The sequence below is a fragment of the Rhodoferax sp. AJA081-3 genome (assembly GCF_017798165.1).
Classification (GTDB): Bacteria; Pseudomonadota; Gammaproteobacteria; order Burkholderiales; family Burkholderiaceae_C; genus Allorhodoferax.
In genome coordinates, this window is record NZ_CP059068.1 from 4,301,909 (window position 1) to 4,325,002 (window position 23,094).

The 23,094-nt window shown below is 61.4% G+C and carries 16 protein-coding genes; 4 read left to right on the top strand and 12 right to left on the bottom strand.

Annotated elements, in window-relative coordinates; translation table 11 throughout:
• Positions 1–52: 52 nt before the first annotated feature.
• Together HZ993_RS20140 and HZ993_RS24705 are read left to right on the top strand one after the other, a co-directional pair.
• Positions 53–2,578: a response regulator gene (locus HZ993_RS20140; protein ID WP_209394483.1), complete on the top strand. Its 2,526-nt coding sequence runs from the start codon at positions 53–55 to the stop codon at positions 2,576–2,578.
• 5 nt (positions 2,579–2,583) lie between these two features.
• Positions 2,584–3,747: a hybrid sensor histidine kinase/response regulator gene (locus HZ993_RS24705; protein WP_209394484.1), complete on the top strand. Its 1,164-nt coding sequence runs from the start codon at positions 2,584–2,586 to the stop codon at positions 3,745–3,747.
• Here the strand turns inward: HZ993_RS24705 and HZ993_RS20150 are convergent, their stop codons facing one another.
• The 5 genes from HZ993_RS20150 to gorA form a co-directional block, all read right to left on the bottom strand.
• Complete coding sequence (locus HZ993_RS20150; RefSeq protein WP_209394485.1) at positions 3,748–5,445, bottom strand: FAD-dependent oxidoreductase; 1,698 nt, start codon at positions 5,443–5,445, stop codon at positions 3,748–3,750.
• A 104-nt stretch (positions 5,446–5,549) separates the two neighbouring features.
• Positions 5,550–5,831 carry a DUF427 domain-containing protein gene (locus HZ993_RS20155; protein WP_209394486.1) on the bottom strand — a complete coding sequence of 94 codons (282 nt, stop codon included), beginning with the start codon at positions 5,829–5,831 and terminating at the stop codon, positions 5,550–5,552.
• Positions 5,828–6,811 carry an L-histidine N(alpha)-methyltransferase gene (egtD, locus tag HZ993_RS20160; RefSeq protein WP_371817007.1) on the bottom strand — a complete coding sequence of 328 codons (984 nt, stop codon included), beginning with the start codon at positions 6,809–6,811 and terminating at the stop codon, positions 5,828–5,830. Before egtD ends, HZ993_RS20155 begins: the two co-directional genes overlap by 4 nt.
• A 32-nt stretch (positions 6,812–6,843) precedes the next feature.
• Positions 6,844–8,061, bottom strand: a complete 1,218-nt coding sequence (egtB, locus tag HZ993_RS20165) for an ergothioneine biosynthesis protein EgtB (RefSeq protein ID WP_209398646.1) — start codon at positions 8,059–8,061, stop codon at positions 6,844–6,846.
• Between the two features lie 97 nt (positions 8,062–8,158).
• Entirely contained in the window at positions 8,159–9,523 is a 1,365-nt protein-coding gene (gene gorA / locus HZ993_RS20170; RefSeq protein WP_209394487.1) for a glutathione-disulfide reductase, read from the bottom strand.
• A 114-nt stretch (positions 9,524–9,637) separates the two neighbouring features.
• Between gorA and HZ993_RS20175 the strand changes: the two genes are divergently transcribed.
• Positions 9,638–12,595, top strand: a complete 2,958-nt coding sequence (locus tag HZ993_RS20175) for an aconitate hydratase (RefSeq protein WP_209394488.1) — start codon at positions 9,638–9,640, stop codon at positions 12,593–12,595.
• A gap of 2 nt (positions 12,596–12,597) precedes the next feature.
• Here the strand turns inward: HZ993_RS20175 and HZ993_RS20180 are convergent, their stop codons facing one another.
• The gene (locus HZ993_RS20180; RefSeq protein WP_209394489.1) at positions 12,598–14,175 is read right to left on the bottom strand and encodes a wax ester/triacylglycerol synthase family O-acyltransferase; all 1,578 of its coding nucleotides are present in this window, start codon (positions 14,173–14,175) and stop codon (positions 12,598–12,600) included.
• A 141-nt stretch (positions 14,176–14,316) separates the two neighbouring features.
• On the opposite strand from HZ993_RS20180, the gene HZ993_RS20185 reads away from it, so the two are divergent.
• Positions 14,317–15,183 carry a CsgG/HfaB family protein gene (locus HZ993_RS20185; protein ID WP_209394490.1) on the top strand — a complete coding sequence of 289 codons (867 nt, stop codon included), beginning with the start codon at positions 14,317–14,319 and terminating at the stop codon, positions 15,181–15,183.
• A 27-nt stretch (positions 15,184–15,210) separates the two neighbouring features.
• Here the strand turns inward: HZ993_RS20185 and HZ993_RS20190 are convergent, their stop codons facing one another.
• From HZ993_RS20190 to HZ993_RS20215, 6 genes are all read right to left on the bottom strand, one after another.
• On the bottom strand, positions 15,211–16,005 hold the full coding sequence (locus HZ993_RS20190) for a YbhB/YbcL family Raf kinase inhibitor-like protein (RefSeq protein ID WP_209394491.1): 795 nt from the start codon (positions 16,003–16,005) through the stop codon (positions 15,211–15,213).
• 368 nt (positions 16,006–16,373) lie between these two features.
• A complete protein-coding gene (locus HZ993_RS20195; RefSeq protein ID WP_209394492.1) occupies positions 16,374–17,870 on the bottom strand; it encodes a carboxypeptidase M32 in 1,497 nt (498 codons plus the stop codon).
• Positions 17,871–17,916: 46 nt separating this feature from the next.
• Positions 17,917–19,329: a M28 family peptidase gene (locus HZ993_RS20200; RefSeq protein ID WP_209394493.1), complete on the bottom strand. Its 1,413-nt coding sequence runs from the start codon at positions 19,327–19,329 to the stop codon at positions 17,917–17,919.
• 26 nt (positions 19,330–19,355) lie between these two features.
• On the bottom strand, positions 19,356–20,324 hold the full coding sequence (locus tag HZ993_RS20205; RefSeq protein WP_245213707.1) for a peptidylprolyl isomerase: 969 nt from the start codon (positions 20,322–20,324) through the stop codon (positions 19,356–19,358).
• A gap of 4 nt (positions 20,325–20,328) precedes the next feature.
• Positions 20,329–21,849, bottom strand: a complete 1,521-nt coding sequence (locus tag HZ993_RS20210) for an aldehyde dehydrogenase family protein (protein WP_209394494.1) — start codon at positions 21,847–21,849, stop codon at positions 20,329–20,331.
• A 31-nt stretch (positions 21,850–21,880) separates the two neighbouring features.
• The gene (locus tag HZ993_RS20215; protein WP_209394495.1) at positions 21,881–22,975 is read right to left on the bottom strand and encodes a saccharopine dehydrogenase family protein; all 1,095 of its coding nucleotides are present in this window, start codon (positions 22,973–22,975) and stop codon (positions 21,881–21,883) included.
• Between the last annotated feature and the right edge of the window lie 119 nt (positions 22,976–23,094).

The window sequence follows — 23,094 nt, forward strand, 5'->3', positions numbered from 1 at the left end:
GCTTGCAGTAGACTAAATCCGGCGCACGGGCAGGATCTACTACAGGAACTCCATGGAAGAAGCAGTCGGGTTGGAGCGCAAGCAGCGCTTGGCGAGCCTTCTCGACCGGGTGGGCGATGTCATGGCCAGTGCCGCCGGCCGGCCGGCCGATGACAGACTGCTGCTGTTGATCCGCTTCAATTGGGCGGTGGTGGGTTTTGCGATTTGTTATGTCGCCGTCAGTTGGGCCATCAGTTTCCAGCCCGGAATCTATGTCATGGCCTTGCTGGATGTGATCCTGCTGGTCAATCTGGTTTTCATCCACACAACGGGCAATTACACCGTCGCCGCAAACATCTATCTGTTTGCCAACTGTTTTGTTGGCATCTTGGGCTGCACGTATTTTTCGGGTGGGCTCTTTTCGCCCGTCATATCCTGGTTTGCTACAGGCCCGGTGACCGCAACACTGCTGCTGGGTTTCAACCGCAATGCCATCTACTGGCTGGCTGTTAATGCGGTTCTGGTGCTGGCCTTTGGTATTGCGGCATGGCTGCATATAGAGCTGCCATTTTTGTACGACGCGCAGCATGCAGACTTCTTCTTCGCGACCAGTCAGATTGGCCTGGTCCTGACACTGCTGATACACACCAAGATCTTTGACGCCGCCAAGAACCATGCATTGATGGAGTCCGAGGCACGCAACGCAGAGCTCCAGGCGGCCCTGCACGCAACCGCTCTGGCGCGCCAAAAGGCAGAAGAAGCCACGGCGTCCAAGTCGGCTTTTTTGGCCAATATGAGCCACGAAATCCGCACCCCCATGAATGCCATCATTGGCATGAGCCACCTCGCACTGAATACCGAGCTGCCCCCGCGCCAACGCGACTACCTGCAAAAGGTGCAGCAGTCTGGGCAGCACCTGCTGGGCATCATCAATGACATTCTGGATCTCTCCAAAGTTGAGGCGGGCAAGCTCGATCTGGAGATCGGTGAGTTCAGCCTGGAGCAGGTACTGGCCAAGGTGGCCAACCTGATTGACGACAAGGCGGCAGACAAAGGTCTGGAACTCCTGTTTGACATTCCACACGATGTGCCCGACATACTGCGGGGTGATGCCCTGCGCCTGAGCCAGATGGTCATCAACTACGCCAACAATGCGATCAAATTTACAGACCGTGGCGAGATCGACATCATTGTTCGTGTCCTGGAGCGCACCAGCGATGCCGTGGTGCTGCGTTTTGCCGTGCGTGACAGCGGCATAGGCCTGACCCGTGAGCAGGCAGAAAAACTCTTCCAGAATTTTCAGCAGGCCGATACCAGCACCACCCGCAAATACGGTGGCACCGGCTTGGGGCTTTCCATCACCAAGATACTCGCGACCCAAATGGGGGGCGAGGTAGGGGTGGACAGCGTGCCGGGTGTCGGTTCTACGTTCTGGTTCACTGCCAGGCTGGGCCTTGGCAGCGATGCGCCACGCTTGGGGAGTGTGCGTGGCGAAGTGGCGCACACCGCCATTCCTCAGGCCTTGCGGGCTATTCACGGCGCACACGTCCTTCTGGTTGAAGACAACGCCCTCAACCAACAAGTCGCTAGTGAGTTGCTGCGGGATGTCGGCTTGGTGGTGGACATTGCCGACGACGGCCGTATGGCGTGCGACCGCGTCGCACAAGCTTGGGCTGATGGCCGGCCCTATGACCTGGTCCTGATGGATCTGCAGATGCCTGTCATGGATGGGCTGGATGCGGCGCGTGAAATCCGCTCACAACCACAGGGTCTGACCATTCCTATTGTGGCAATGACGGCCAACGCCATGGCGTCAGACCGCGAGAACTGCCTTGCCGCCGGCATGGTGGATTTTGTCGCCAAACCCATAGACCCCGATGACTTGTTCCGCGCACTGTTGCGCTGGATAGCGCCGGTGCACGGCCCGCATGCCACACCCGCTGGCCCAGCAGACGACGGAGCACATTCGGACGCGATGCCACCCTTTGCCCCGGTGTTGCCCACCATTGCCGGGCTGGACCGTGATACCGGCCTGCGCCGTGTTCTGGGGAATACCCCGCGTTATGTGGCCATGCTGCGGGGCTTTGCGGATACGCAGGCCGATGCAGTGGCGCATATCCGCGTGGCCGTAGCCGCGCGGGACGGAAAGACAGCGTTGCGCCTGGCCCATACGCTCAAAGGCCTGGCAGGCAATATTGCGGCAACCGATTTGGTGCGGGATGCTGCTGCGGTGGAGCAGGTCTTGCGCCAGGGGTTGGAGGGGGCCGAGCTGGAGCCGCTGTTGTTGGCACTGGACATGACCCTAGGCGCCCAGGTTGCCGCCATTCGAGAGGCGCTGCCGCTTGACAGCGTGGCAGCTGCGGATGCCGGTGGCCACGCCCTGGACCCACACAAACTGGCGTTGGTATGCCAACAATTGAGGCACTTGTTGACCAATGACGACGGAAACGCAGAGCGTGTGTTGTCAGAACATGCAAATATGTTGCGCATGGCTTATCCTCAGCACTTCTCCGAACTGCAAGCGGCTGTCAACCGATTCGACAGTGAGCGCAGCCTGGAGATACTTCAGCAAGCCATGGCCATAGACCCCATTGAGTGACTGCAATGCATGCCGCGCAAGACCTAAGCCACCGCCCCACCATTCTGGTGGTTGACGACACGCCGCTGAATCTGAAGCTGATGCGTGATCTGTTGGAGGCCGACTACACCGTCAAGCTGGCGCCCAGTGGCGAACGCGCACTCAAGATTGCCAAAAACCAGGCACCTGACCTGGTGTTGCTGGACATCATGATGCCGGAAATGGATGGTTACGAAGTCTGCCGGCAGCTGAAGGCAGATCCGCAGACCGCCGGCATACCGGTGATTTTTCTGACGGGCAAAACCGAGACGCAAGACGAGCAAATGGGTTTTGCCCTGGGTGCCGCAGTCTACATCGCCAAACCCATCAGTCCGCCGATTGTCCTGGCGCGTGTGAAAGCGCATGTGTTGTTCAAGCAGGCGCGCGACGCACTGGAGCAGCGCAACCGGGACGACAAACAACGTTTTGACAGCGCATTGGCCCAGCAGGTCGAATTAAACGAACTGAAGTCCACCTTTGTTGCGATGACGTCACACGAATTTCGTACGCCACTGACGTCCATCCTGGTTTCACATAGTTTGCTGCGCAACTACTGCGACCGCCTTCCGGTCGACGAGCGCAATGGGCTGCTTGACAGCATAGAGTCCTCGGTCAAACGCATGGTGCTCATGCTGGACCAGGTGCTCACCATAGGCCGGGCAGATGCCCACCTGCTGTCCTTCAGCCCCAAGCCGTTTAATCTGCTGACCCTGTGCCACCAGCTGCGGGACGAGGCCAATGCCAGCCATGCGGTGCCCGGCAAGGCGCAGACAGCCCGCGTGGCGCTGGACGCCCAGTTGGACGACCCGGACATCCTGGCCGACGAGAAGCTGCTGCGCCACATCCTGGGCAATTTGCTGTCCAACGCCATCAAGTATTCACCCGAGGCAAAAGACGTTTTTTTTAGCGTGCGCCAAACCGGGCCGGGCCTGTGTTTTGAAGTGCGTGACCAGGGGATTGGCATTCCGGCGGGCGACCTGCCCCGCCTGTTTGGTGACTTTCACCGCGCCAGCAATGTCGGCAACATCCCGGGCACGGGTCTGGGACTGGCGATCGTCAAACGGGCGGTAGAAAGCCATGGCGGCAGCATTGCCGTGACCAGCCAGCCCGGCCAGGGCACCTGCTTTACAGTGACCCTTCCTCTGGGCTGATCACAACACCTGCGTCCAGGGCAGTCCCTTGTCGAAGTTCATGCGGTCCAGTGCCTGGAGCGGTTTGAGCAGCAGTGGTGTGTGCATGTCCCAGATGTCGCAGTAGTCCTCGTCGGAATCCGCGGCCAACAGAATGCTATTGACAGCACGCCGGGCGGCCTCGTTGGCACCTTCCATGGTCGCCAGATCGGTATTGGTCTTGACGTAGTCGCTGGCCAGAAACAGGTTGTTGATGGCGGTGTGGGCGTTGGGGCGTATGCCCCAGGTATTGCACTGGTTGACCAGCAGCGGTTCCAGTTCAATCACCTTGCCCAGTGCCTCCTGCTTGACTGGGCTCAGACGGTCGGTGACCGCTTTGCTCATGCCGCCGCTGGTGGGATGGATGTCCGAGTCCAGGTAGTAGTCTTCAATCATCTCGTCGCGCAGGATGTCGGCACCACCGAAGTTGAGTTCCTGTTTGAGCTGCGCCCATACTTCCTTCATGACCTCGTCCTTGGTGCAATCCCGGGCGGCCTTGCCATTGAAATTGCCATGGGCCTTCCAGTCGGAAATGTCTACCGACAGTATGGACACCACTTTGCCATTGCCGCGGCGGCTCAGGTCGTAGTCGGGCCAGAACTGGATTTGGGAGATGCTGGTCAGTGCCCAGTTGCTGCCGGTGTACATGCTGTGACCCCGGTTCAGGTTGACCCCGGTGTTCAGGTAGAACTGGATGCCATTCATCCACTCCACATTGGGGGCCAGTTTGATGATGTTCTTCAGCGATGGGTCCAGAGCCAGCACCTCTTCACTCATCAGGTTGGCGGCCCGCTCCACCGGCACGGCCAGCAGGTAGTAGTCGCCCGGTGCACCGCCGTGGCCCACATCACCGTCTCTTTCGTAGGTGACGCCGCTGATGCGGCCATCCTTGGTCTGTAGGCTGGTCACGCTGGCGCCGTGGTGGTATTTGACGCCCTTGCCGGTCAGGTATTTGTACCAGGGGTTCAACCAGGCCTCGTTGGTCGGCGCATTAAACACGCGGTCGGTGTCACGCGTGAACGGGTCCATCATCATGTACAGCATCTGCAGCAGAATGGCGCCGCAGGTGCGTGTGCTGGCCATCTGGGCCTGGCAGGCCACCAGGCTGCGGGTCAGCCCACCGGCCAGCAGCCGCTGGTAGTCTGCGCTTTTGCTGCCTGCCTCCGTGTAGTCCCACCAGCTGATGTTGTCGTATTCGTCGGCAAAACGCTGCTTGCAGCTGGTCATCAGCTGCCAAATCTTCCCGGAGAAGAAGCTGATCTCCTCGTCTGACAATTCGGCGCTGAAGGTCTGGAAGCCCTTGAAGAATTCCTCGATTTCCCTGAACGAGGTCGGGAAGTCTACCGGTATCACGATGGGCTTGGCATCGGCCTGCGTCATCATCATGTTTTCGGTCACCACGAGGTTATCAAATGCCGATCGACCACCCCCCACCGGGATGCGTTTCATGGTGTCGGTGACGTGGCGGTAAAAGCCGGGAAAGAAACGAAAACCGTGTTCGCCAGGCAAAAAAAGCTTGGGGTCGATTTTGTTGGTGCCGGGTGCATCCACGCTGCGCGCCTTGCCACCGACGTAGCGGGGGTTGCGCTCAAAAATCTCCACCTGGAATCCGCGTTCCACCAGTTCGTGAGCGGCGCTCATGCCCGCCACACCGCCGCCAATGATGATCACTTTTGGCATAGTGCCTCCCTAAAAATGTCAGATCCAAACAGTGCGCTACGGGTTTTGGTATGCGCTGGCGGATATTACTGACATCCTGGGAAATTGCGCGGCTTTTTTAGCAGTTAAGCCACGACGACAACACCTTTCCAGAACGCCACGCGACCCTTGATGCTGGCGGCTTCGGGTGTGGGGTCGGGGTAGTACCAGACCGCGTCGGGGTTCAGCTCCCCATTGACCATCAGCGAGTAATAACTGGCCTGGCCCTTCCAGGCGCAATGGGTCTTGTGGTTGCTGAAGGTCACGTAAGCCCGGTTCAACGCGGCTTCGGGGAAGTAGTGGTTGCCCTCCACCATGACGGTGTCGTCACTCTCGGCGATGACGGTGTCTTTCCAGATGGCTTTCATAGGTGGCTCCTTGATTTGGGTGCGTCCAGCCACAAGAGGCAGAACTGTTGGTCGGGGTCGGTCCATGTCTGGCCTGGCGTAAAACCAGCCCGCTGGGCCAGTTGGCACAGGCCATCCACCGTGAACTTGTAGGAATTTTCCGTGTGCAGGGTTTCACCTTGCGCAAATACAAAAGAAGAACCGCCCACCTGCACGGTCTGCTGGCAGGTGCTCACCAAGTGCATCTCAATGCGCTGGAACGGCGCGTTGTAGAAGGCGCTGTGGGCGAACTGGTCCAGCTGAAAGTCGGCACCCAGCTCGCGGTTGGCCCGCACCAGCACATTGCGGTTGAAATCCGCAGTAATACCCTGCGCATCGTTGTAGGCCGCATGCAGCCGATCCGGGCTCTTGACCAGGTCGGCACCCAGTATCAGCGCACCGCCCTGCAGGGTTTTGGCGCACATGTGCATGAATCGCAAGGCGTCCAGGGGTTCGAAGTTGCCCAGCGTGGAGCCGGGAAAAAATCCTACCCGGCGGCCTTCGGGTGGCATGTCGGGTGGCAAAACAAGGTCTTGTGTGTAGTCGGCTTCCAGGGGCTCCACCTGCAGGTGGGGATAGTCCTTGGCCAACTGCAAGGCGGCACCCTGCAGGTGTGCTGCCGAGATGTCAATCGGGACGTAGCGTGCCGGGCGGTCCATGGCGTCCAGCAACACACGCACCTTTTGCATGGAACCGGCACCAAATTCCAGTATCTCGGCGTGGGGCCCCAGCTGCACGGCGATCTGTGGCGCGTGATGGTGCAGGATGGACAGCTCGGTGCGTGTCGGGTAGTACTCTGGCAGCTGGCAAATCTGGTCGAACAGGCGCGACCCCGCCGCGTCGTAAAAATACTTGGGCGAAATGCTTTTGCGTTGGCGTGCCAGGCCTTGTTTGAGGTCCAGCAGGAATTCCGTGTGGTCTAGGTCGCCCGTTATGCCACTGGCGTCTTCCGTGTCCATCAGGTCCTCCGTGTCCGCGTAAGCCAGGCTGTCTTTCATGTGGAATCCTTAACCAGGCGTAGGCCCGAAAACTGCCAGCGCGCGGCGGGCGGGAAGAAGTTGCGGTAGGTCTTGCGGCTGTGTCCTGCGGGTGTGGCCGGGCTTGCACCGCGCAGCACCTGCTGACCCACCATGAATTTGCCGTTGTACTCGCGCACGGTGCCGCTGCGCGGTCTGAAACCGGGGTAGGGGTCGTAGGCAGAGCGGGTCCACTGCCAGGCGTGGCCCAGCATCTGGGTGATGTGAGGTGCATCAAATGCCTGCTCCCACTCAAACTCCGTGGGCAGGCGTGCACCAGCCCATTCGGCAAAGGCAACCGCTTCGTAAAAGCTGATGTGTGTCACCGGGGCCGCGCGGTCCAGGGGCTGCACACCGTGCAAACCAAACACCTGCCACTGGTCGGATGGCGCGCGGGGGTCTCCGGGTGGCAGCCAGTAGGCGGGCGCACGCCAAGCCTGGCTTTGTACGGCGGCCCAGCCGTCGGACAACCACCAGGTGCTATCAGCGTAACCCCCGTCGGTGATGAAGTCCAGGTATTCGCCGCAGTTCACCAGGCGGTGGGCGATGTGGAACGGTTGCAGCATCACCGGGTGTGGTGGCGTTTCGTTGTCAAACGAAAAGCCGGTACCGGCATACCCCATGGTGTGGATGCCTCCCGCCACGGCCAGCCATTGCACGGGGCGCTCGTCGTACGGCGCGCGTGGGGCCAAAGGGCTTGCGCGGCCACCCGCGGTAGGGGTTAGGTAAGGGGGCAACAGCGGGTTGCAGGACAGCAGGTGCAGGACGTCGGTCAGCAGCAGCTCCTGGTGTTGTTCTTCGTGCTGCAAGCCCAATGTGATCAACCCCGCCGCTGCATGCCACAGCGCTGTTGATGCGGTAGCGATAAAACGCTGCAGCGCAGCGTCGACGTGTTGCCGGTAGGCGTGCACCTCGGCCAGTGCAGGCCGTGTCAAGAGCCCGCGCTGCGGCCTGGGGTGGCGCGGTCCCAAGGTCTCGTAGTAAGAGTTGAACAGGTACAGGTACTGCGGGTCGAATGGGGTGTAGCCCGCCACAAAGGCCTGCAACACCACCGTCTCAAAAAACCAGCTGGTGTGGGCCAGGTGCCACTTGGTCGGGCTGGCGTCGGGCATGGACTGCACACACTGGTCTTCCGCCGACAGGGGCTGGGCCAGCGCCAGCGTGTTTGCACGCACGGCCGCAAAACGCGCCGCCATGTCCGCACGCGGGTTTACCACTGCGGCGGGTGGAGTGGCTAACGTCGTGGGCAACATGGAAGTGGAAGGTGTAGTGGGTGTAGGGGGGCGTGGGGTGCTACAGCGCGTGCTGCACCGTGGGTTTGCGCATGGTAACCAGTTCTTCCGCCGCGGTCGGGTGCACGGCCAGTGTGGCATCCAGCGCGCTTTTGGTCGCCTGGAGCTGCAGGGCCACGCCCACCAGTTGTGCCATCTCGCCGGTGTCGGGTCCCACACCATGGAAGCCCAGCACACGGTCGGTGTCGCGGTCCACCAGCAGCTTCAGCAGCACCTTGCCGGTGTGGCCCGAGAGTGTGGCCTTGAGCGGGCGGAAGGTGGACTGGTAGACATCCAGGCGCGGGTACTGTTGCAGTGCGGCCTGTTCGGTCAAGCCCACCACGCCCAGCTCGGGGGTGGTGAACACGGCGGTGGGCACCAGGCGGTGGTCCACACTGCGCGGTGTGCCGCCAAATACCGTGTCGGCAAAAGCATGGCCTTCGCGGATGGCCATGGGGGTCAGGTTGACACGGTTGGTCACATCGCCCACGGCATGGATGTTAGGGATGCTGGTCTGGCTGAAGGCGTCTACCGGAATGGCGCCGTGGCTGTCCAGCGTGATGCCCAGCGCTTCGAGCCCCAGGTCTTGCGTGTTGGGCTTGCGGCCTGTGGCGCGCAACACGCAGTCGGTGGTGATGGCGCCGCCGTTGTCCAGGGCCACCTGCAGGCTGCTACCAGCCTGGCTGATGGCGCGGATGCTGCGACCAAAGTGAAAGGTCAGACCGCTCTCCACCAGCTCGTGCGCCAGGTGGGCGCGCACGCCATCGTCAAAGCCACGCAGGATGGCGTCGCCCCGCACCACCACGTGCACGCTGGCGCCCAGGCGCTGCAACACACAGGCCAGCTCCAGCGCGATGTAGCCCGCACCCTGCACCACCACCCGTTTGGGCAGAGCCTGTAACTCGAAGAAACCATTGGAGTCTATGGAGAGCTCATGGCCTTTTATGCCGATAGCCCCCGTCGGTGTTGCTCCGGTTGCTATCAAAATATGACTACCCCGTAGCTGTGTGCCATCGGTCAGCACCACCGTGTTGCGGTCTTGCAGTTGTGCCCGCCCGGCAAAAATCTGCACCCCGGAGCCCAGCAGGTTGTTGCGGTAAATGCCCTCCAGACGGGTCACCTCGGCATCGCGCCGGGTCTTGAGCGCGGCCCAGTCAAAGTGCCGTTCGCCCAGCGTCCAGCCGTAGCCGGCTGCCTCGTCAAACTCCTGCGCAAAACGCGAGGCGTAAACCATCAGTTTCTTGGGGACACAACCGCGTATCACGCAGGTGCCGCCGAGCCGGTATTCTTCTACCAGGGCTACACGGGCACCGTGGCTGGCCGCAATGCGGGCCGCACGCACACCACCGGAGCCACCACCTATGACGACCAGATCGAACTCGGACATGGGAACCCCTCAAAAATAGGACAAAACCAGAGCGGACATCGCATCGCGCAAGGAAAGGTTAACAGCATGCTGCCAGAATGTGTCTACGTCGCCCAACGAACAGGAGTAGAGGCCATGCCGCACCACTTTTCTTCCACCGTCAAATCCTTCACCACGGCCTCGGGTAAAACCGGCCAGCTGTATTCCCTACCAGCCCTGGCCAAAAAATTCCCCAACGTCAAACGCCTGCCGGTGTCGCTGCGCATTGTGCTGGAGAGTGTTTTACGCCATTGCGATGGCAAGAAGGTGACGGCCGAACACGTGGCCCAGTTGGCCAACTGGCAGCCCCGGGCCGAGCGCACGGCCGAGATCCCATTTGTGGTGTCCCGCGTGGTGCTGCAGGACTTTACCGGCGTGCCGCTGCTGGCCGACCTGGCCGCCATGCGCAGCGCTGCCAAACGCCTGGGCAAGGACCCTGCCCGCATTGAGCCGCTGGTGCCGGTGGACCTGGTGGTGGACCACTCGGTCATGGTGGACCACTATGGCCAGAAGAACTCGCTGGACCTGAACATGAAGCTGGAGTTCCAGCGCAACCGCGAGCGTTACGAATTCATGAAGTGGGGCATGCAGGCCTTTGACACCTTTGGCGTGGTGCCACCGGGCTTTGGCATCGTGCACCAGGTCAACCTGGAGTATCTGGCGCGCGGTGTGCACAAGGCCTCGCAACGCGGTGACAAAGGCGCTCTGTATTACCCCGACACGCTGGTCGGTACCGACAGCCACACGACGATGATCAACGGCATAGGCGTAGTGGGTTGGGGTGTGGGTGGCATCGAGGCGGAGGCGGCCATGCTGGGCCAGCCGGTGTACTTTTTGACGCCGGATGTGGTGGGCTTCGAGCTGAAGGGGCGTTTGCGCGAGGGCGTGACTGCCACGGACCTGGTGCTGACGGTGACCGAGATCCTGCGCCAGCACAAGGTAGTGGGCAAGTTTGTCGAATTCTTCGGTGAGGGCGCACGCACGCTGAGCCTGCCGGACCGCGCCACCATTGCCAACATGGCGCCAGAGTACGGTGCGACGATGGGCTTCTTCCCAGTGGACGAGAAGACCATGGCGTACTTTGAGGGCACCGGCCGCACCAAGGCCGAGCGTGAGGCGTTTGAGGCCTACTTCAGGGCCCAGGGGCTGTTCGGTGTGCCGGTGTCGGGTGAGATCGACTTTTCGCAGGTGGTGACCCTGGACCTGGGTAGCGTCACGCCCAGCCTGGCCGGTCCCAAGCGGCCGCAAGACCGTATCGAGTTGGGCAAGGTGGCAGGCCAGTTTGAATCGCTGTTTTCCAAACCCAATGCAGAAAATGGTTTCAACCAGCAGGCGGCCGTGTTCCAGACGCGCCACCTGGTACGGGGCTTTGGCGCGCCTGCGCCAGCTGCTGTGCCGCAGGCGCCACCGACCGCCTTGGGTGCTGCCCGCCAGGTGGTCGAGATGGTTGCCAACAAACCCACGCTGGCCGCGCACCACGCACCGGCGGCGGCTTCTGCAACGGCCGCCGTCCGTGGCAAGCCGGACATCACCGTAGGCCATGGCGATGTGCTGATTGCGGCCATTACCAGTTGCACCAATACGTCCAACCCCAGCGTGCTGCTGGCCGCAGGCCTGCTGGCCAAGAAGGCGGTGGAGGCGGGGCTCAAGGTGCAGCCACACATCAAGACTTCACTGGCGCCAGGCTCACGCATCGTCACCGAATACCTGACAGCAACCGGCCTGTTGCCCTACCTGGAGAAGCTGGGTTTTGCGCTGGCCGGTTATGGCTGCACCACCTGCATCGGCAACGCCGGCGACCTGACACCCGAGCTGAACGCGGTCATCACCCAAAACGACCTGGTCTGCGCGGCCGTGCTGTCGGGCAACCGCAACTTCGAGGCCCGCATCCACCCCAACATCAAGGCCAACTTCCTGGCCAGCCCGCCGCTGGTGGTGGCCTACGCCATTGCCGGCACCGTGACCCGCGACCTGATGTCCCAACCGGTGGGCCAGGGCAAGGGTGGCAAGGATGTGTACCTGGGCGACATCTGGCCCAGCAGCGACGAGATCCATGCGCTGCTGAAGTTTGCGATGAACGGCAAGGCCTTCCGCGCGAACTACGCCAAGGTAACGACCGAACCCGGCAAGTTATGGGACAAGATCAAGGGTGTGTCAGGCCAAGCCTACACCTGGCCCAGCAGCACCTACATCGCCGAGCCACCGTTTTTTGAGCATTTTGCAATTAAATCAGTAGTAAATACACCATATTCCACGGGGGCTAGAGGCCAGAATGGCTTAAATGCATCGGGTGAAGCGGCTGTTGCACCCAGTGTGCGGGGCGCACGCACCATGGCACTGTTTGGCGACTCCATCACCACCGACCACATCTCGCCGGCTGGCTCCATCAAGGAGAGTTCTCCCGCAGGCCAGTGGCTGTTGGCGCATGGCGTGCAGAAGGCCGACTTCAATTCCTACGGCGCACGCCGCGGCCACCATGACGTGATGGTGCGTGGCACCTTTGCCAATGTGCGCATCAAGAACCTGATGCTGCCGCCCAAGGCCGACGGCGGCCAAGAGGAGGGCGGCTTCACGCTGTACCAGGGGCCCCGGGGGGCCGCGGGTGTGGGCGACAAGCTCTCCATCTTTGACGCCGCCGAGCGTTACCGCGCGGCGGGCGTGCCCACCGTGGTGTTTGCGGGTGAGGAATACGGCACCGGGTCGAGTCGCGACTGGGCCGCCAAGGGCACGGCCCTGCTGGGCATCAAGGCCGTGGTGGCGCGCAGCTTTGAGCGCATCCACCGCAGCAATCTGGTGGGCATGGGCGTGCTGCCACTGCAGTTCAAGGCCGGCGACAGCTGGAGCAGCCTGGGCCTCAAGGGGGACGAGGTGGTGGACATCATCCCCGATGCCCGGTTGACCCCGCAGAGCGAGGCCGAACTGGTCATCACCCGGGCTGACGGTTCGCAGATCCGGCGCACACTGCTGCTGCGCATCGACACGCCGATTGAGGTTGACTACTACCGGGCGGGTGGCATCCTGCCCTATGTGTTGCGCCAGTTGCTGGGCGACTGAGCCTAGGCTGCAACCGCCGCGCGTTTGGCCCGCTTGCGTGCGATGGGGCTCTTGCTAGTGGTCGGTTTTGCAGCAGGGCTTGGCATGGTGTTGTGCACCAGCGCAGTCGGCTTGTCCGTTTGGGCCTTGGCCGGTTTCAACAGCGCCTCAACCGGATCGGCCAGCTGGGCCCGCGCCAGCTCCAGCAACACGCGGTGTTCTGCCAACAAACCATCGGCCAGGTCATTGACATCGGGCACAGCCCGGCGGCAAGCAATCAGGCCGTAGTCCAGGCGCCCGTTGTAGCTCTGCACGGTCACGTTCAGGGCCATGCTGTGTGCAGGAATGGATACGGGGTAATAACTCACCACCTTGGCACCGGCAAAGTACAGCTGCACCGGAATACCCGCCACATTGGAAATCACCAGGTTGGCCAAGGGCGGCATCACATTGGCCAATCGCGAACGGCTGAACAACGAGGCCACGGCCGACATCAGCCAGGGCGCGGCCGGTAGCGGGAAGTCGGTGGGGATAGCGGCCTTGAAGCGGCTCATCTTGGCCTTGGTGTTGGCCGATAGTTCGTGGATCTTGCGCAGGCGTGCCAGCGGGTCCTTGATGTTGGTGGCCAACCCCATGGTCACCATGCTGACTTGGTTGTTGGAGGTGGTGTCACCCTCTGCGCGCAGGCTCACAGGCACCGCAGCGGTGAGGGGTTTGTCCGGCAGCTCGTTGTTGTCCTTCAGGTAGCTGCGCAGGGCGCCGGCCGTGGTGGCCATGACCACGTCGTTCAGTGACACACCCAGCAGCTTGGCGATCAGTTTGACCTCGGCCAACGGCACCGTGCGCCCGGCGAAGGTGCGCTGGTTGGTGATGGCCACATTCAGCGAGGTGCGGGGCGCAAAAAGCGTGAAGTCCTTGGGCAGCGACCAGTCGCGTTTGCCATTCTCCCCCCGGGCCGGAACCAGTGCATTTTTGGCCGATTTGGCAATCAGCGGCAAGGATTTGACCAAGCCCACCGACTGGGCCACCGTATTGCGGGCCGCCGCACCCAATAACTCGGCGATGCCCATTTGGTACTGGTTGCGCCGGGCGCGGGGGCGGGGCGGTTTGATGACACGCCCGGTGGCTGCCAGGTCAAATATGGCCTGGGCCACAGCCACACCGGCCTGGCCGTCGATGCCGGCATGGTGCAGCTTGCTGTACAGCGCCACCTGGCCGCTTTTGAGGCCGTCAATCACAAAAAACTCCCACAACGGGCGGCTGCGGTCCAGCAGGCTGGAGTGCAGGCGTGCTACATACTGTTGCAGTTGGCGGTTGCTGCCGGGTTTGGGCAGCGTGATGTGGCGTATGTGGTAATCCAGGTCAATGTCTTCGTCCTCCACCCAGACCGGGTTGGACAGGTCCAGCGGCATCAAGGCCAGCTTGCGGGTAAAGACTTCAGCCAGGTGCAGGCGCTGCTGAATGTAAGTCTTTGTATCTTCAAAGAAATCTCCGGCATAACCCTCGGGCAGGTCCAGCACATTGAGGGAGCCTATGTGCATGGGCATTTCTGGCGATTCCAGATGCAAAAACGCAGAATCCACGCCGCTGAGATGTTTCATGGCCACAGCCTTTCGCAAAAATTGAGCGACCACGATAGCACGGCAGTTCGCGAATGCGAAGGGGGTTTTCCGCCCTGGCTGTCGCCTGGGTGCACGGTCTGCACTCGGTTACTATTCGCCCGCATTTTCAAGAAAGCTTCCATGTCACTCATCGTTTCCATCCACTCTGGTGTTCATTCTTTTTCGCGTGGTCCGGTCGTCACTGCCGCGGTGCTGCTGTGCGCCGCTGCGGTCTTGTCCGGTTGCGGCAAGCAGGGAACCGAGCTGGGCGGCGGCAGTTCCGAAGTGACGGGCTCGGCTGGGCCGGCCGGCGCCAAGGGCGAGAACAAGTCGTTGGTCAAGTGTGATGCCCCAGTGGCGACACTGGCCCTGGCGGAGAACCCCAATGGTTATGTCATGAGCAGCAGTTACAACCTGCCCAGTTCACCCGTGCCGCTTGTGCGCTTGCTGGCGCAGCAAAGTGGCTGCTTCCGCGTGGTGGACCGCTCTGCCGGCCTGCGTGGCACCATCCAGGAACAACAGTTGAAGGAAAGCGGCGTTTTGCGCAAGCAGGGCAATACGGTGGAAAAAGGCAAAGGTTATGAGGCGCAGTACACCTTAATCCCCAACCTGACCTTTAGTGAGCAAAACGCTGGACGCACCCTGGGTGGCGTGCTGGCCCACATTCCCATCGTGCGCGACCTGGGGGCGCTGATTGGCATCGTTGAGCAGATCAAGTTCAAGGAAGCCCAGGTGGCCCTGCTGTTGACCGACAACGAAACGACCGAACAAGTCGCCGCCGCAACCGGCGCCGCGCGCACCACAGACCTGGGCCTGGGAGGCTTTGCGTTTGGAGGTATGGGAGGTATGGGTGGTGCCGGTTGGAGCAACACCAACGAGGGCAAAGTGATTGCCGCCGCGTTTCTAGATGCACACAACAAGCTGGTGGTGCAGGCCCGTGAATTGATGGCCAAGGACCTGCCGCCGCCGGTGGCGACGAAGAAGGCACCCAGCAAGGGCCTCGAATAACTTTAGGGCCCTGCTGGTTTTGCTAACTTAGGGGAAAGTGCCGGTCAGTGTGGCCTTGCCGATGATGAAGGCTTTGAAGTCGAGTTCGAACTTGGCGCGGCTGTATTCAGGAACGGCGGTCACCCAGGTAACGTTGTCCGTCAAGGCATATACCGTCAGTTTGTAGGTGTGCTGCGAAGTAGCGGCTGGGCCTGCATAACCCACTCCAGCCACGCCGCCAACGCCGATGGTGTAGTTGCTGCCATACACCACACCGCTTTGCAGCAACAGATTTTCGCCTTCAGCAATCGCCGTCTTGGCAACGGGGAGATTGAATACACCCCAATGGCGGCAGGCGCTGATTCCGGTTTGGCACGGCGCGGTTTCATCGTCCATGATGATGGCGAAGCGCTTGGTGCCATTAGGGATGTCTGAAATATTCAGCTGGGGGGAGAGGTTGCTGCCGCCGACGCCGGTAGCTGCAATCCGAAGGGGTATGGTCCCGCCGTTTGCATAGGAGGTGGAATTGATGGTCAGATTGGTGGCGCTGGCGGTCACCGTGGTACTGGCAACGGCGCTGCTGCTCTTGCCATCACTTGCGACAAGGGTGATCACATAAAGACCTGCGCCCTCGGGGACAAACGTTGTCTTGGCGGTGGTTGTCGAGGCAAGAGTGGCCGTGCTGCTGGCTGGGCGCTGCAAGATTGACCACGAATAGCTGATGGAGTCATTGTTGGCGTCGGTAGTGCCTGTGCCGTCGAGTGTGACGGTGGACCCAACCAAAACGTTTTGTGGCGCACCTGCATTGGCGACCGGCGGGACATTGCAAGAATTGACACCCATGGTGCAATCGTTGGTTTTGAGATCGCTAGCCCCTCCCCCGCAGCCTGCCAGCAATGCCGTACCCAATCCCAAACAGATTAAAACCTTCATTTTGAACATCCCGTGTTTATGACCCTTCGATTGTGCATGACAGTCGCTCACTATTCAATAGCAGGATTCGCACATCACAATTGGCGGTTACAACTGTAAATCGGGTGGTGAGCTTGATTCATCTCTTGTCCACACTAGTCCATTCGGACTATTGGTGGTTACCTGCCCCCCCCCCAATGCAAAACCGCAAGATCGCTGTTGCTGCCTAATCTCTGGTTTTGAGTGGCCAAGCCCCGCATGTGCGGGGCTTTTTTTGCCTATTTACTTGCAGGTGTGGTTTATGCGCCCAGGTAACGCGTCTCCAGGTGTTTGCGGAAGTGGCTGGCATTGAGCGGTTCGCCCGTTGCACGGGTCACCAGCGCATCGGTGGACCAGCGGCTGGCCTGGCTCCAGATGTTGGTGTCCAGCCAGTCCAAGACGGGTGACAGGTCGCCACTGGCGATACGTGTATCCATATCCGGGTGCAGTGTGCGGATGGTGGCAAAGTATTGCGCCGCGTACATGGCGCCCAGCGTGTAGCTGGGGAAGTAGCCAAACATGCCGGCTGGCCAGTGGATGTCTTGCATACAACCCTTGTCAAAGTCGCCCGCTACATCCACGCCCAGGTAGTCCTGCATTTTGGCGGTCCACAGCGCGGGGATGTCCTCGGCCTCGATCTCGCCAGAGATGAGCGCACGTTCAATGTCAAAGCGCAAGATCACGTGGGCCGGGTAGGTTAGTTCATCCGCATCAACGCGGATAAAGCCACGCTTGACGCGGGTGATCATGCGGGCCAGGTTGTCGGCATCAAAAGCGTCCTGGTCGCCCAGGTGTTTCTTGACCAGAGGCGCAATCAGCGTCAGGAAGGCAGGGTTGCGGGCCAGCTGCATTTCAAACGACAGGCTTTGGCTTTCGTGTATGCCCATGGAGCGTGCGCGGCCCACGGGGAGGTGCAACGTGTCGCGCGGCAGGCGCTGCTCGTAACGGGCATGGCCGGTCTCGTGGATGATGCCCATCAGGCTGGGCGCAAACGTGGCCTCGTTGTAACGCGTGGTGATGCGCACGTCCTGCGGCACACCCCCACAAAACGGGTGGGTGGAGATGTCCAGCCGCCCGCCCTCAAAGTCAAACCCCAGCAGGCCCATCACTTCCACGCCCAGTGCGCGTTGTTTGTCGATGGGGAAAGGGCCGACAGCCTGCGCCACCACTTCGGATTCCTGTTTGGCAATAACCTTGCTGATCAGATCGGGTAGCCAGGTCTTGACGTCGCCAAACAGCTGGGTGATGGCGCTCTCACGCATGCCGGGCTCGAACTTGTCCATCAGTGCCTCATAGGGCGTGCTGCCAGTGGCTTCAGCCAACAACTTTGCCTCCCGGCGGGCCAGAGTGACGACCTCCTTGAAGTTGCCCAGAAAGCCCTGCCAGTCATTGGCCTTGCGTTGTGTGCGCCAGGCGTGTTCGCAGCGCGCGCTGGCCAGGCTTTGGGCTTCTACGAGGTCTTGTGGCAGGCGGTTGACAAGTGCCCACTCGCGGCGCATTTCGTTCAGGCTGGCCTGGTCGGATTCTGCCAAGTTGGCGTTTTGTGCCGCGTCGAACTGCGCTTTTAATGCGGGATTGGTCAGCGTCTGGTGCATCAGCACCTGCAGTTCCGCCATGGCCGCTGCGCGGGCTTCATTGCCTTTGCTGGGCATCATGGCGGCCTGGTCCCACCCCGCGATGGACGCCAGGTGGGCAAAGTTGTGCAGGCGTTTAAACGTGGTGTGCAACGGGGTGAGTGCAGATGCGTGTGTGGTCATGGAAGCTATTTAAAAGATGAAAGCGAATGGGGATGTGGCAGCCGACTTAGGCAGCGGGTGATTGCCCGAAGCGCTGCGATGACTGGGACGCCAACCACGCGACAACGGACCAGGCTGCTACGTTTTGCGGCAGGGTGTCGGGGTTGATTTTGTCCAGTGTGTCGTTGTCGGTGTGGTGCCAGTCAAAATAATCGGTGCCGTCCTGTGTGAGTTCGATGCCGGGCCACTGGTTGCGGCGCACCATCACGCCGGCGTCGGGGGCCGGCGAGCCGTTGTTGTCGCCCGCCTCAATGCCCAGTGGGGCGAGCCATCGGGCCATCTGCTGCAGTGCAGGCACGGCGTCGCCATGCACCTTGCTGCGCATACGCCACACCTTGCCGGCTCCAAAGTCGGACTCGCCCACCAGTTGGTGGCGGACGGCTTTGTACTGGTCTGCGTAGGCCGTGGCCCCGCTCAGACCGTTTTCTTCGTTGGCGAACAAGACCACACGTACCGTCCGGCGCAGTGGCTTGCCGCCGTCCAGCAGGCGCTTGGCGGCGGCACACACAATACCCACGCCCACACCATCGTCAATGGCCCCCTGGCCTACATGCCAGGAATCCAGATGGGCACCCAGCAAAACGATTTCGTCCGACAGATCGGTGCCCGGCACTTCGGCAATCACGTTGTGGGAGGTTGCGTCCAGCCCCGTCTCGGTTTGGACATTCAAGCGCATCACTACCGGTCGCCCATACCGTTGCAGGCGCTCTATCAAGTCGGCATCGGGCACCGAGACAGCCAGCGCCGGTACTTGCCGCAATTGCGTGTCGTAGCGCATGCCGCCAGTGTGGGCGAGGCGATCGCGGTCCGTCCCTATGGAGCGGATCGCCACCGCCACGGCGCCCCGCCGCGCAGCTTCCACCGCACCGGCAACCCGCGCCATCACGGCGCCGCCATAACCTGAGCCATCGCGGCTGCGTTCCGTTTTCTGGTTGATAAAAACAATACGACTCTTGGCACGGTCACTGGTGTCGGCTTTGAGAGAGGCCAGGTCGGGGTAATAGGCCATTTCTGCCTCCAGCCCGCCAGCCGGGGTGCCTACCGAATTGCCAAGCGCAGTAGCCACCAGCCGGTGGGCAAATGGCGCGGTGATGTCCACACTGACGGGTCCTGCCCGCCAGGCCTTGACCGCGACGGGATCGGCGCGGACGTTGGAGAAACCCAGCGCTTTGAGCTTGGCTAACGCCCACTCCACGGCACGGGGGTCGGCCGCAGAACCGGCGGGTCGACTACCCACTTCGGTCACCAGTGAATCCACCAGCTGGTAGGCCAGGTTGTCGGTCGGGGTCGCATCACGCAAAGCCAGGGCCTGCCGCAAGTCGGACTCGGTCCATAGTGGTATGTCTTGCGCTAACAAATGTTGCGGTAACAAGGCAGCGCCTGCCCAAAAGCCCAGGATGTGGCGGCGTTTAGTCGTCATGTCTGAATTTCATCCTGTTCACACACTTAGGGGGTGACGGCAATGGCCCGTGTCGGCACACTGCGGTTGCAAATATTGCTGTGCAACGCGCTGCGCACGGCCCAGCCACCGATGGCGTGGCGGCTGGCCTCGACCAGGTTGCGCCAGGTGGCGGTGTCGGTGCGCATGATTTCGATGTTGGGTTGTTCGGCCGCGGGTATGTCGGCCAGCATGCGTGCACGGGTGATGGGCACATAGGCTTGGGGCTTGTCATAAAACCCCATGGCGCCCGGGCCGCGCTGCAGGGATGACAACACCTCCATGCCCTTGACGATTCGACCTACCACCGTGATGTTCAGGTCCAGCGCCCGCGGCGCCTGGCCATTGATGGCATACAGGCTGGTGCCGTTGCTGCTGTCGGGCTTGGTGCTGCGCGCCGCGCCCACCATGCCATAACAGTGCGCCAGCCAGGCCTGGTTCTTGGCAGGGTTGGCCGCAGCTGGCATGCCGTCTACAAAACCGCTGACTGGCGCCCAGCCATCGGGATCGGTGAATCGGGTGATAGGCAGGCCCTTGAAGGGAATAGAAAACTCTGCGGGCAAGCTCGCCTGAGCGGAGCCCAGCGGCTTGACCTTGTCCTTCTCTTTTTCTTCATCCGCCGGGTCGGCCCACTGAGTCACGTAGTTGTCCTGCACACGCACCACGGCGGAGCCGGTGTAATAACCCTCACGCGTCAGTGTGCGGATGTTGGCTGCGTGTTTGGGGGCGAAGCGCGGCGCCAGTTCCATAACCACGGACTGGCCATTGATCTCCATGACCACCGTGTTCTCAGGGTCCAGGCGCCGCCAATCGCTTGGTGCAGAGTTCTTGATGATGTCGGCCTGGCTGGTGCGTGCCGGTTGAGCAGCACCCGCTGCCGAATGACCAGCCAGCGCCAACAAGGCCGCGGCGTAGAGAAGTGACAGTGACTTGAAGCGCAGCATGCAGACCCTTGTCGTGATGAAGGCCTCAAGCATAGCCTCAGTTCAGATCAAAACGCACGCCCTGAGCCAGTGGCAATTCCCGCGAGTAGTTGACCGTGTTGGTGGCGCGGCGCATGTAGGCCTTCCATGCATCGGACCCCGATTCGCGGCCGCCGCCGGTCTGCTTTTCACCACCAAAAGCGCCACCAATTTCGGCGCCCGACGTGCCGATATTGACATTCGCAATGCCGCAGTCGGAGCCCGCCGCGGACATGAACTGCTCGGCCTCGCGCACGTCCGTTGTGAAGATGGACGACGACAAACCCTGGGGCACATCGTTGTTCAGCGCAATGGCTTCCGCCAGTTCGCTGTACTGCATCACATACAAGATGGGCACAAATGTCTCGTGGCGCACCACCTCGGTCTGTGCGGGCATTTGCACCAGCGCCGGGCGCACGTAAAAAGCGTTGGGGAACTGGTCCTGCAAGGCTCGTTCACCGCCGGCAACCACACCACCTTGCGCCTTGGCCTGCTCCAGCGCCGACTGCATGGCATCAAACGCCGCACCGTCAATCAGCGGCCCCACCAGGGTGCCTTCTTCCAGCGGAGAGCCGATCTTGAAGCTGGCAAAGGCGCGGGTCAGCTTTGCCACGAGATCGGCATGCACCGACTTGTGCACGATCAGGCGGCGCGCCGTTGTGCAGCGTTGGCCGGCGGTACCGGCTGCGGCAAAAGCCACCGCACGCACCGCCATGTCCAGGTCGGCCGACGGCGCCACGATGATGGCGTTGTTGCCACCCAGCTCCAGCAGGCTGCGGCCAAAACGTGCTGCCACACGTGGACCCACGGCCAGGCCCATGCGGGTGCTGCCGGTGGCAGATACCAAGGCCACCTTGGTGTCGTCCACCAGGGCTTGACCTACATCGGCGCGGCCCATCACCAATTGCGACAGGTTGGCCGTGCGGTCGGCACCAAAGCGCGCGCAAGCGCGGTCAAAGACTGCCTGCACGCCCAGAGCGCACAGCGGGGTTTTTTCAGACGGTTTCCACACCACGGTGTCGCCACAGACCAATGCCAAAGCAGCATTCCAAGCCCACACAGCAACGGGGAAATTGAACGCGGTGATAACACCCACCACACCCAGCGGGTGCCAGGTTTCCATCATGCGGTGGCCAGGGCGTTCGGACGCAATTGTCAGGCCGTACAACTGGCGCGACAGGCCCACGGCAAAGTCGCAGATGTCAATCATCTCCTGCACTTCGCCCAGGCCTTCGGACAAAACCTTGCCTGCCTCCAGCGACACCAAGGTGCCCAGGGCCTGCTTGTGCTCGCGCAGCTCTTCACCCAGCAAACGCACCAGCTCACCGCGCTGTGGTGCGGGCACCGTGCGCCATGTTTGGTGCGCGGCATGGGCGCGGCTGATCACCGCGGCCACTTCGGTCAAAGAGGTTTCGTGCACCTGGCCCAAGGCTGCGCCATCAATCGGCGAGCGTGATGGCAAGGAGCCGCCGGTGTAGGCGGTGCTGGGCACGCCCAAGCGGGTGAGCAGGGTTTGGATGGAATCGGTAGGGGTAGACATGGGCTCTCCGTAAGCGGTAAAAACGGTCGGCTTAACCGATGGACTCGACTTGGCGCGACTGCTGGTACGCCTTGCCAAAGCGGTTGGCCAGGAAAGCTGGCAACTCTACCTGTTCCTGGCGGATGAAACCGGACTGTGGCAACTTGCCCTCACGGAACAGATCGACCGCTGCGCAGATGCCCGCAGCCGTGGTGATCTGGATGGCGCTCAGCGGAGCCTTCTCGTCCCGGTCGGCAAAAATCTTGCGGGCAAACACTTCTTGCACCAGCTGGCCATCGCGCTCGCCGCTGACGGTTACAAACACCAGCACCACGTCCTGCATAGTGAGCGGGATGGACTTGCGCAGGATGTCCTTCAGGTTCTCTTGGTCAAACTGCATGCCCAGCTCTTGCAGCAGCATCTTCATGATGTCGCAGTGGCCGGGATAACGCACGGTCTTGTAGTCCAGCGTCTGAACCTTGCCCTTCAGTGTTTCGCACAGGGTTCCCAGCCCGCCGGAAGTGTTGAAGGCTTCGTATTCGGTGCCGTCCAGCGAGAAGTGTTCCATGCCTTCCAGCGGCAGCACCTCGATGATTTCGCCATTGCGGATCGCTTCGCAGGGGTGGCAGTACTCGTTGATCAGGCCGTCCACGCTCCAGGTCAGGTTGTATTTCAGTGAATTGGTTGGGAAGGCTGGCAGTGCTCCCACGCGCATCTTCACCTCGTGCAGCTTGCTGAACTTCTTGCTCAGGTGGTGGGCCACGATGCCGATGAAGCCGGGTGCCAGGCCGCACTGGGGCATGAAGGCGGTCTTGGCGCCTTCGGCCATGCGCATGATCTCGCGGGTGGCGGCCACGTCTTCGGTCAGGTCAAAGTAGTGGCAACCCGCTTCCAGCGCCTGGGCGGCGGCCATGGTGGCCAAGTGGTAGGGCAGGGCGTTGATGACGGCGTCATAACCCTTGAGTGCACCGCGCAGGGCCGCGGCGTCCGAGGTGTCGATCTGTGCCAGCTCCAGCGGCAGGTGGCGCAGCTTCTTGAGCGCCTCTTCGCTGCGGTCTACCACCTTGACCTGGTAGTCACCGGAACCCGACAACAAGGTCGCAATCGTTTGGCCAATGTGGCCCGCACCCATCAGAACAACACGCATAACAATCTCCTGGTAATTGATTTGGATGGAACAAGTCTAGGCGCGAGTCCAGACGAATTAAATCGACAATGTGACGTATTGATTGTCAAAGCAGACGATTCGTCATACCATTTGGTCAA

Coding starts and splice junctions, on each gene's coding strand:
- HZ993_RS20175 (WP_209394488.1), top strand. CDS start 9,638: ATGCCGCACCACTTTTCTTCCACCGTCAAATCCTTCACCACGGCCTCG.
- egtB (WP_209398646.1), bottom strand. CDS start 8,061: ATGGCGGCGCGTTTTGCGGCCGTGCGTGCAAACACGCTGGCGCTGGCC.
- gorA (WP_209394487.1), bottom strand. CDS start 9,523: ATGTCCGAGTTCGATCTGGTCGTCATAGGTGGTGGCTCCGGTGGTGTG.
- HZ993_RS20195 (WP_209394492.1), bottom strand. CDS start 17,870: ATGACCACACACGCATCTGCACTCACCCCGTTGCACACCACGTTTAAA.
- HZ993_RS20190 (WP_209394491.1), bottom strand. CDS start 16,005: ATGGGTGTCAATTCTTGCAATGTCCCGCCGGTCGCCAATGCAGGTGCG.
- HZ993_RS20185 (WP_209394490.1), top strand. CDS start 14,317: ATGTCACTCATCGTTTCCATCCACTCTGGTGTTCATTCTTTTTCGCGT.
- HZ993_RS20210 (WP_209394494.1), bottom strand. CDS start 21,849: ATGTCTACCCCTACCGATTCCATCCAAACCCTGCTCACCCGCTTGGGC.
- HZ993_RS20155 (WP_209394486.1), bottom strand. CDS start 5,831: ATGAAAGCCATCTGGAAAGACACCGTCATCGCCGAGAGTGACGACACC.
- HZ993_RS20200 (WP_209394493.1), bottom strand. CDS start 19,329: ATGACGACTAAACGCCGCCACATCCTGGGCTTTTGGGCAGGCGCTGCC.
- HZ993_RS20150 (WP_209394485.1), bottom strand. CDS start 5,445: ATGCCAAAAGTGATCATCATTGGCGGCGGTGTGGCGGGCATGAGCGCC.
- HZ993_RS20205 (WP_245213707.1), bottom strand. CDS start 20,324: ATGCTTGAGGCCTTCATCACGACAAGGGTCTGCATGCTGCGCTTCAAG.
- HZ993_RS20215 (WP_209394495.1), bottom strand. CDS start 22,975: ATGCGTGTTGTTCTGATGGGTGCGGGCCACATTGGCCAAACGATTGCG.
- HZ993_RS20180 (WP_209394489.1), bottom strand. CDS start 14,175: ATGAAACATCTCAGCGGCGTGGATTCTGCGTTTTTGCATCTGGAATCG.
- HZ993_RS20140 (WP_209394483.1), top strand. CDS start 53: ATGGAAGAAGCAGTCGGGTTGGAGCGCAAGCAGCGCTTGGCGAGCCTT.
- HZ993_RS24705 (WP_209394484.1), top strand. CDS start 2,584: ATGCATGCCGCGCAAGACCTAAGCCACCGCCCCACCATTCTGGTGGTT.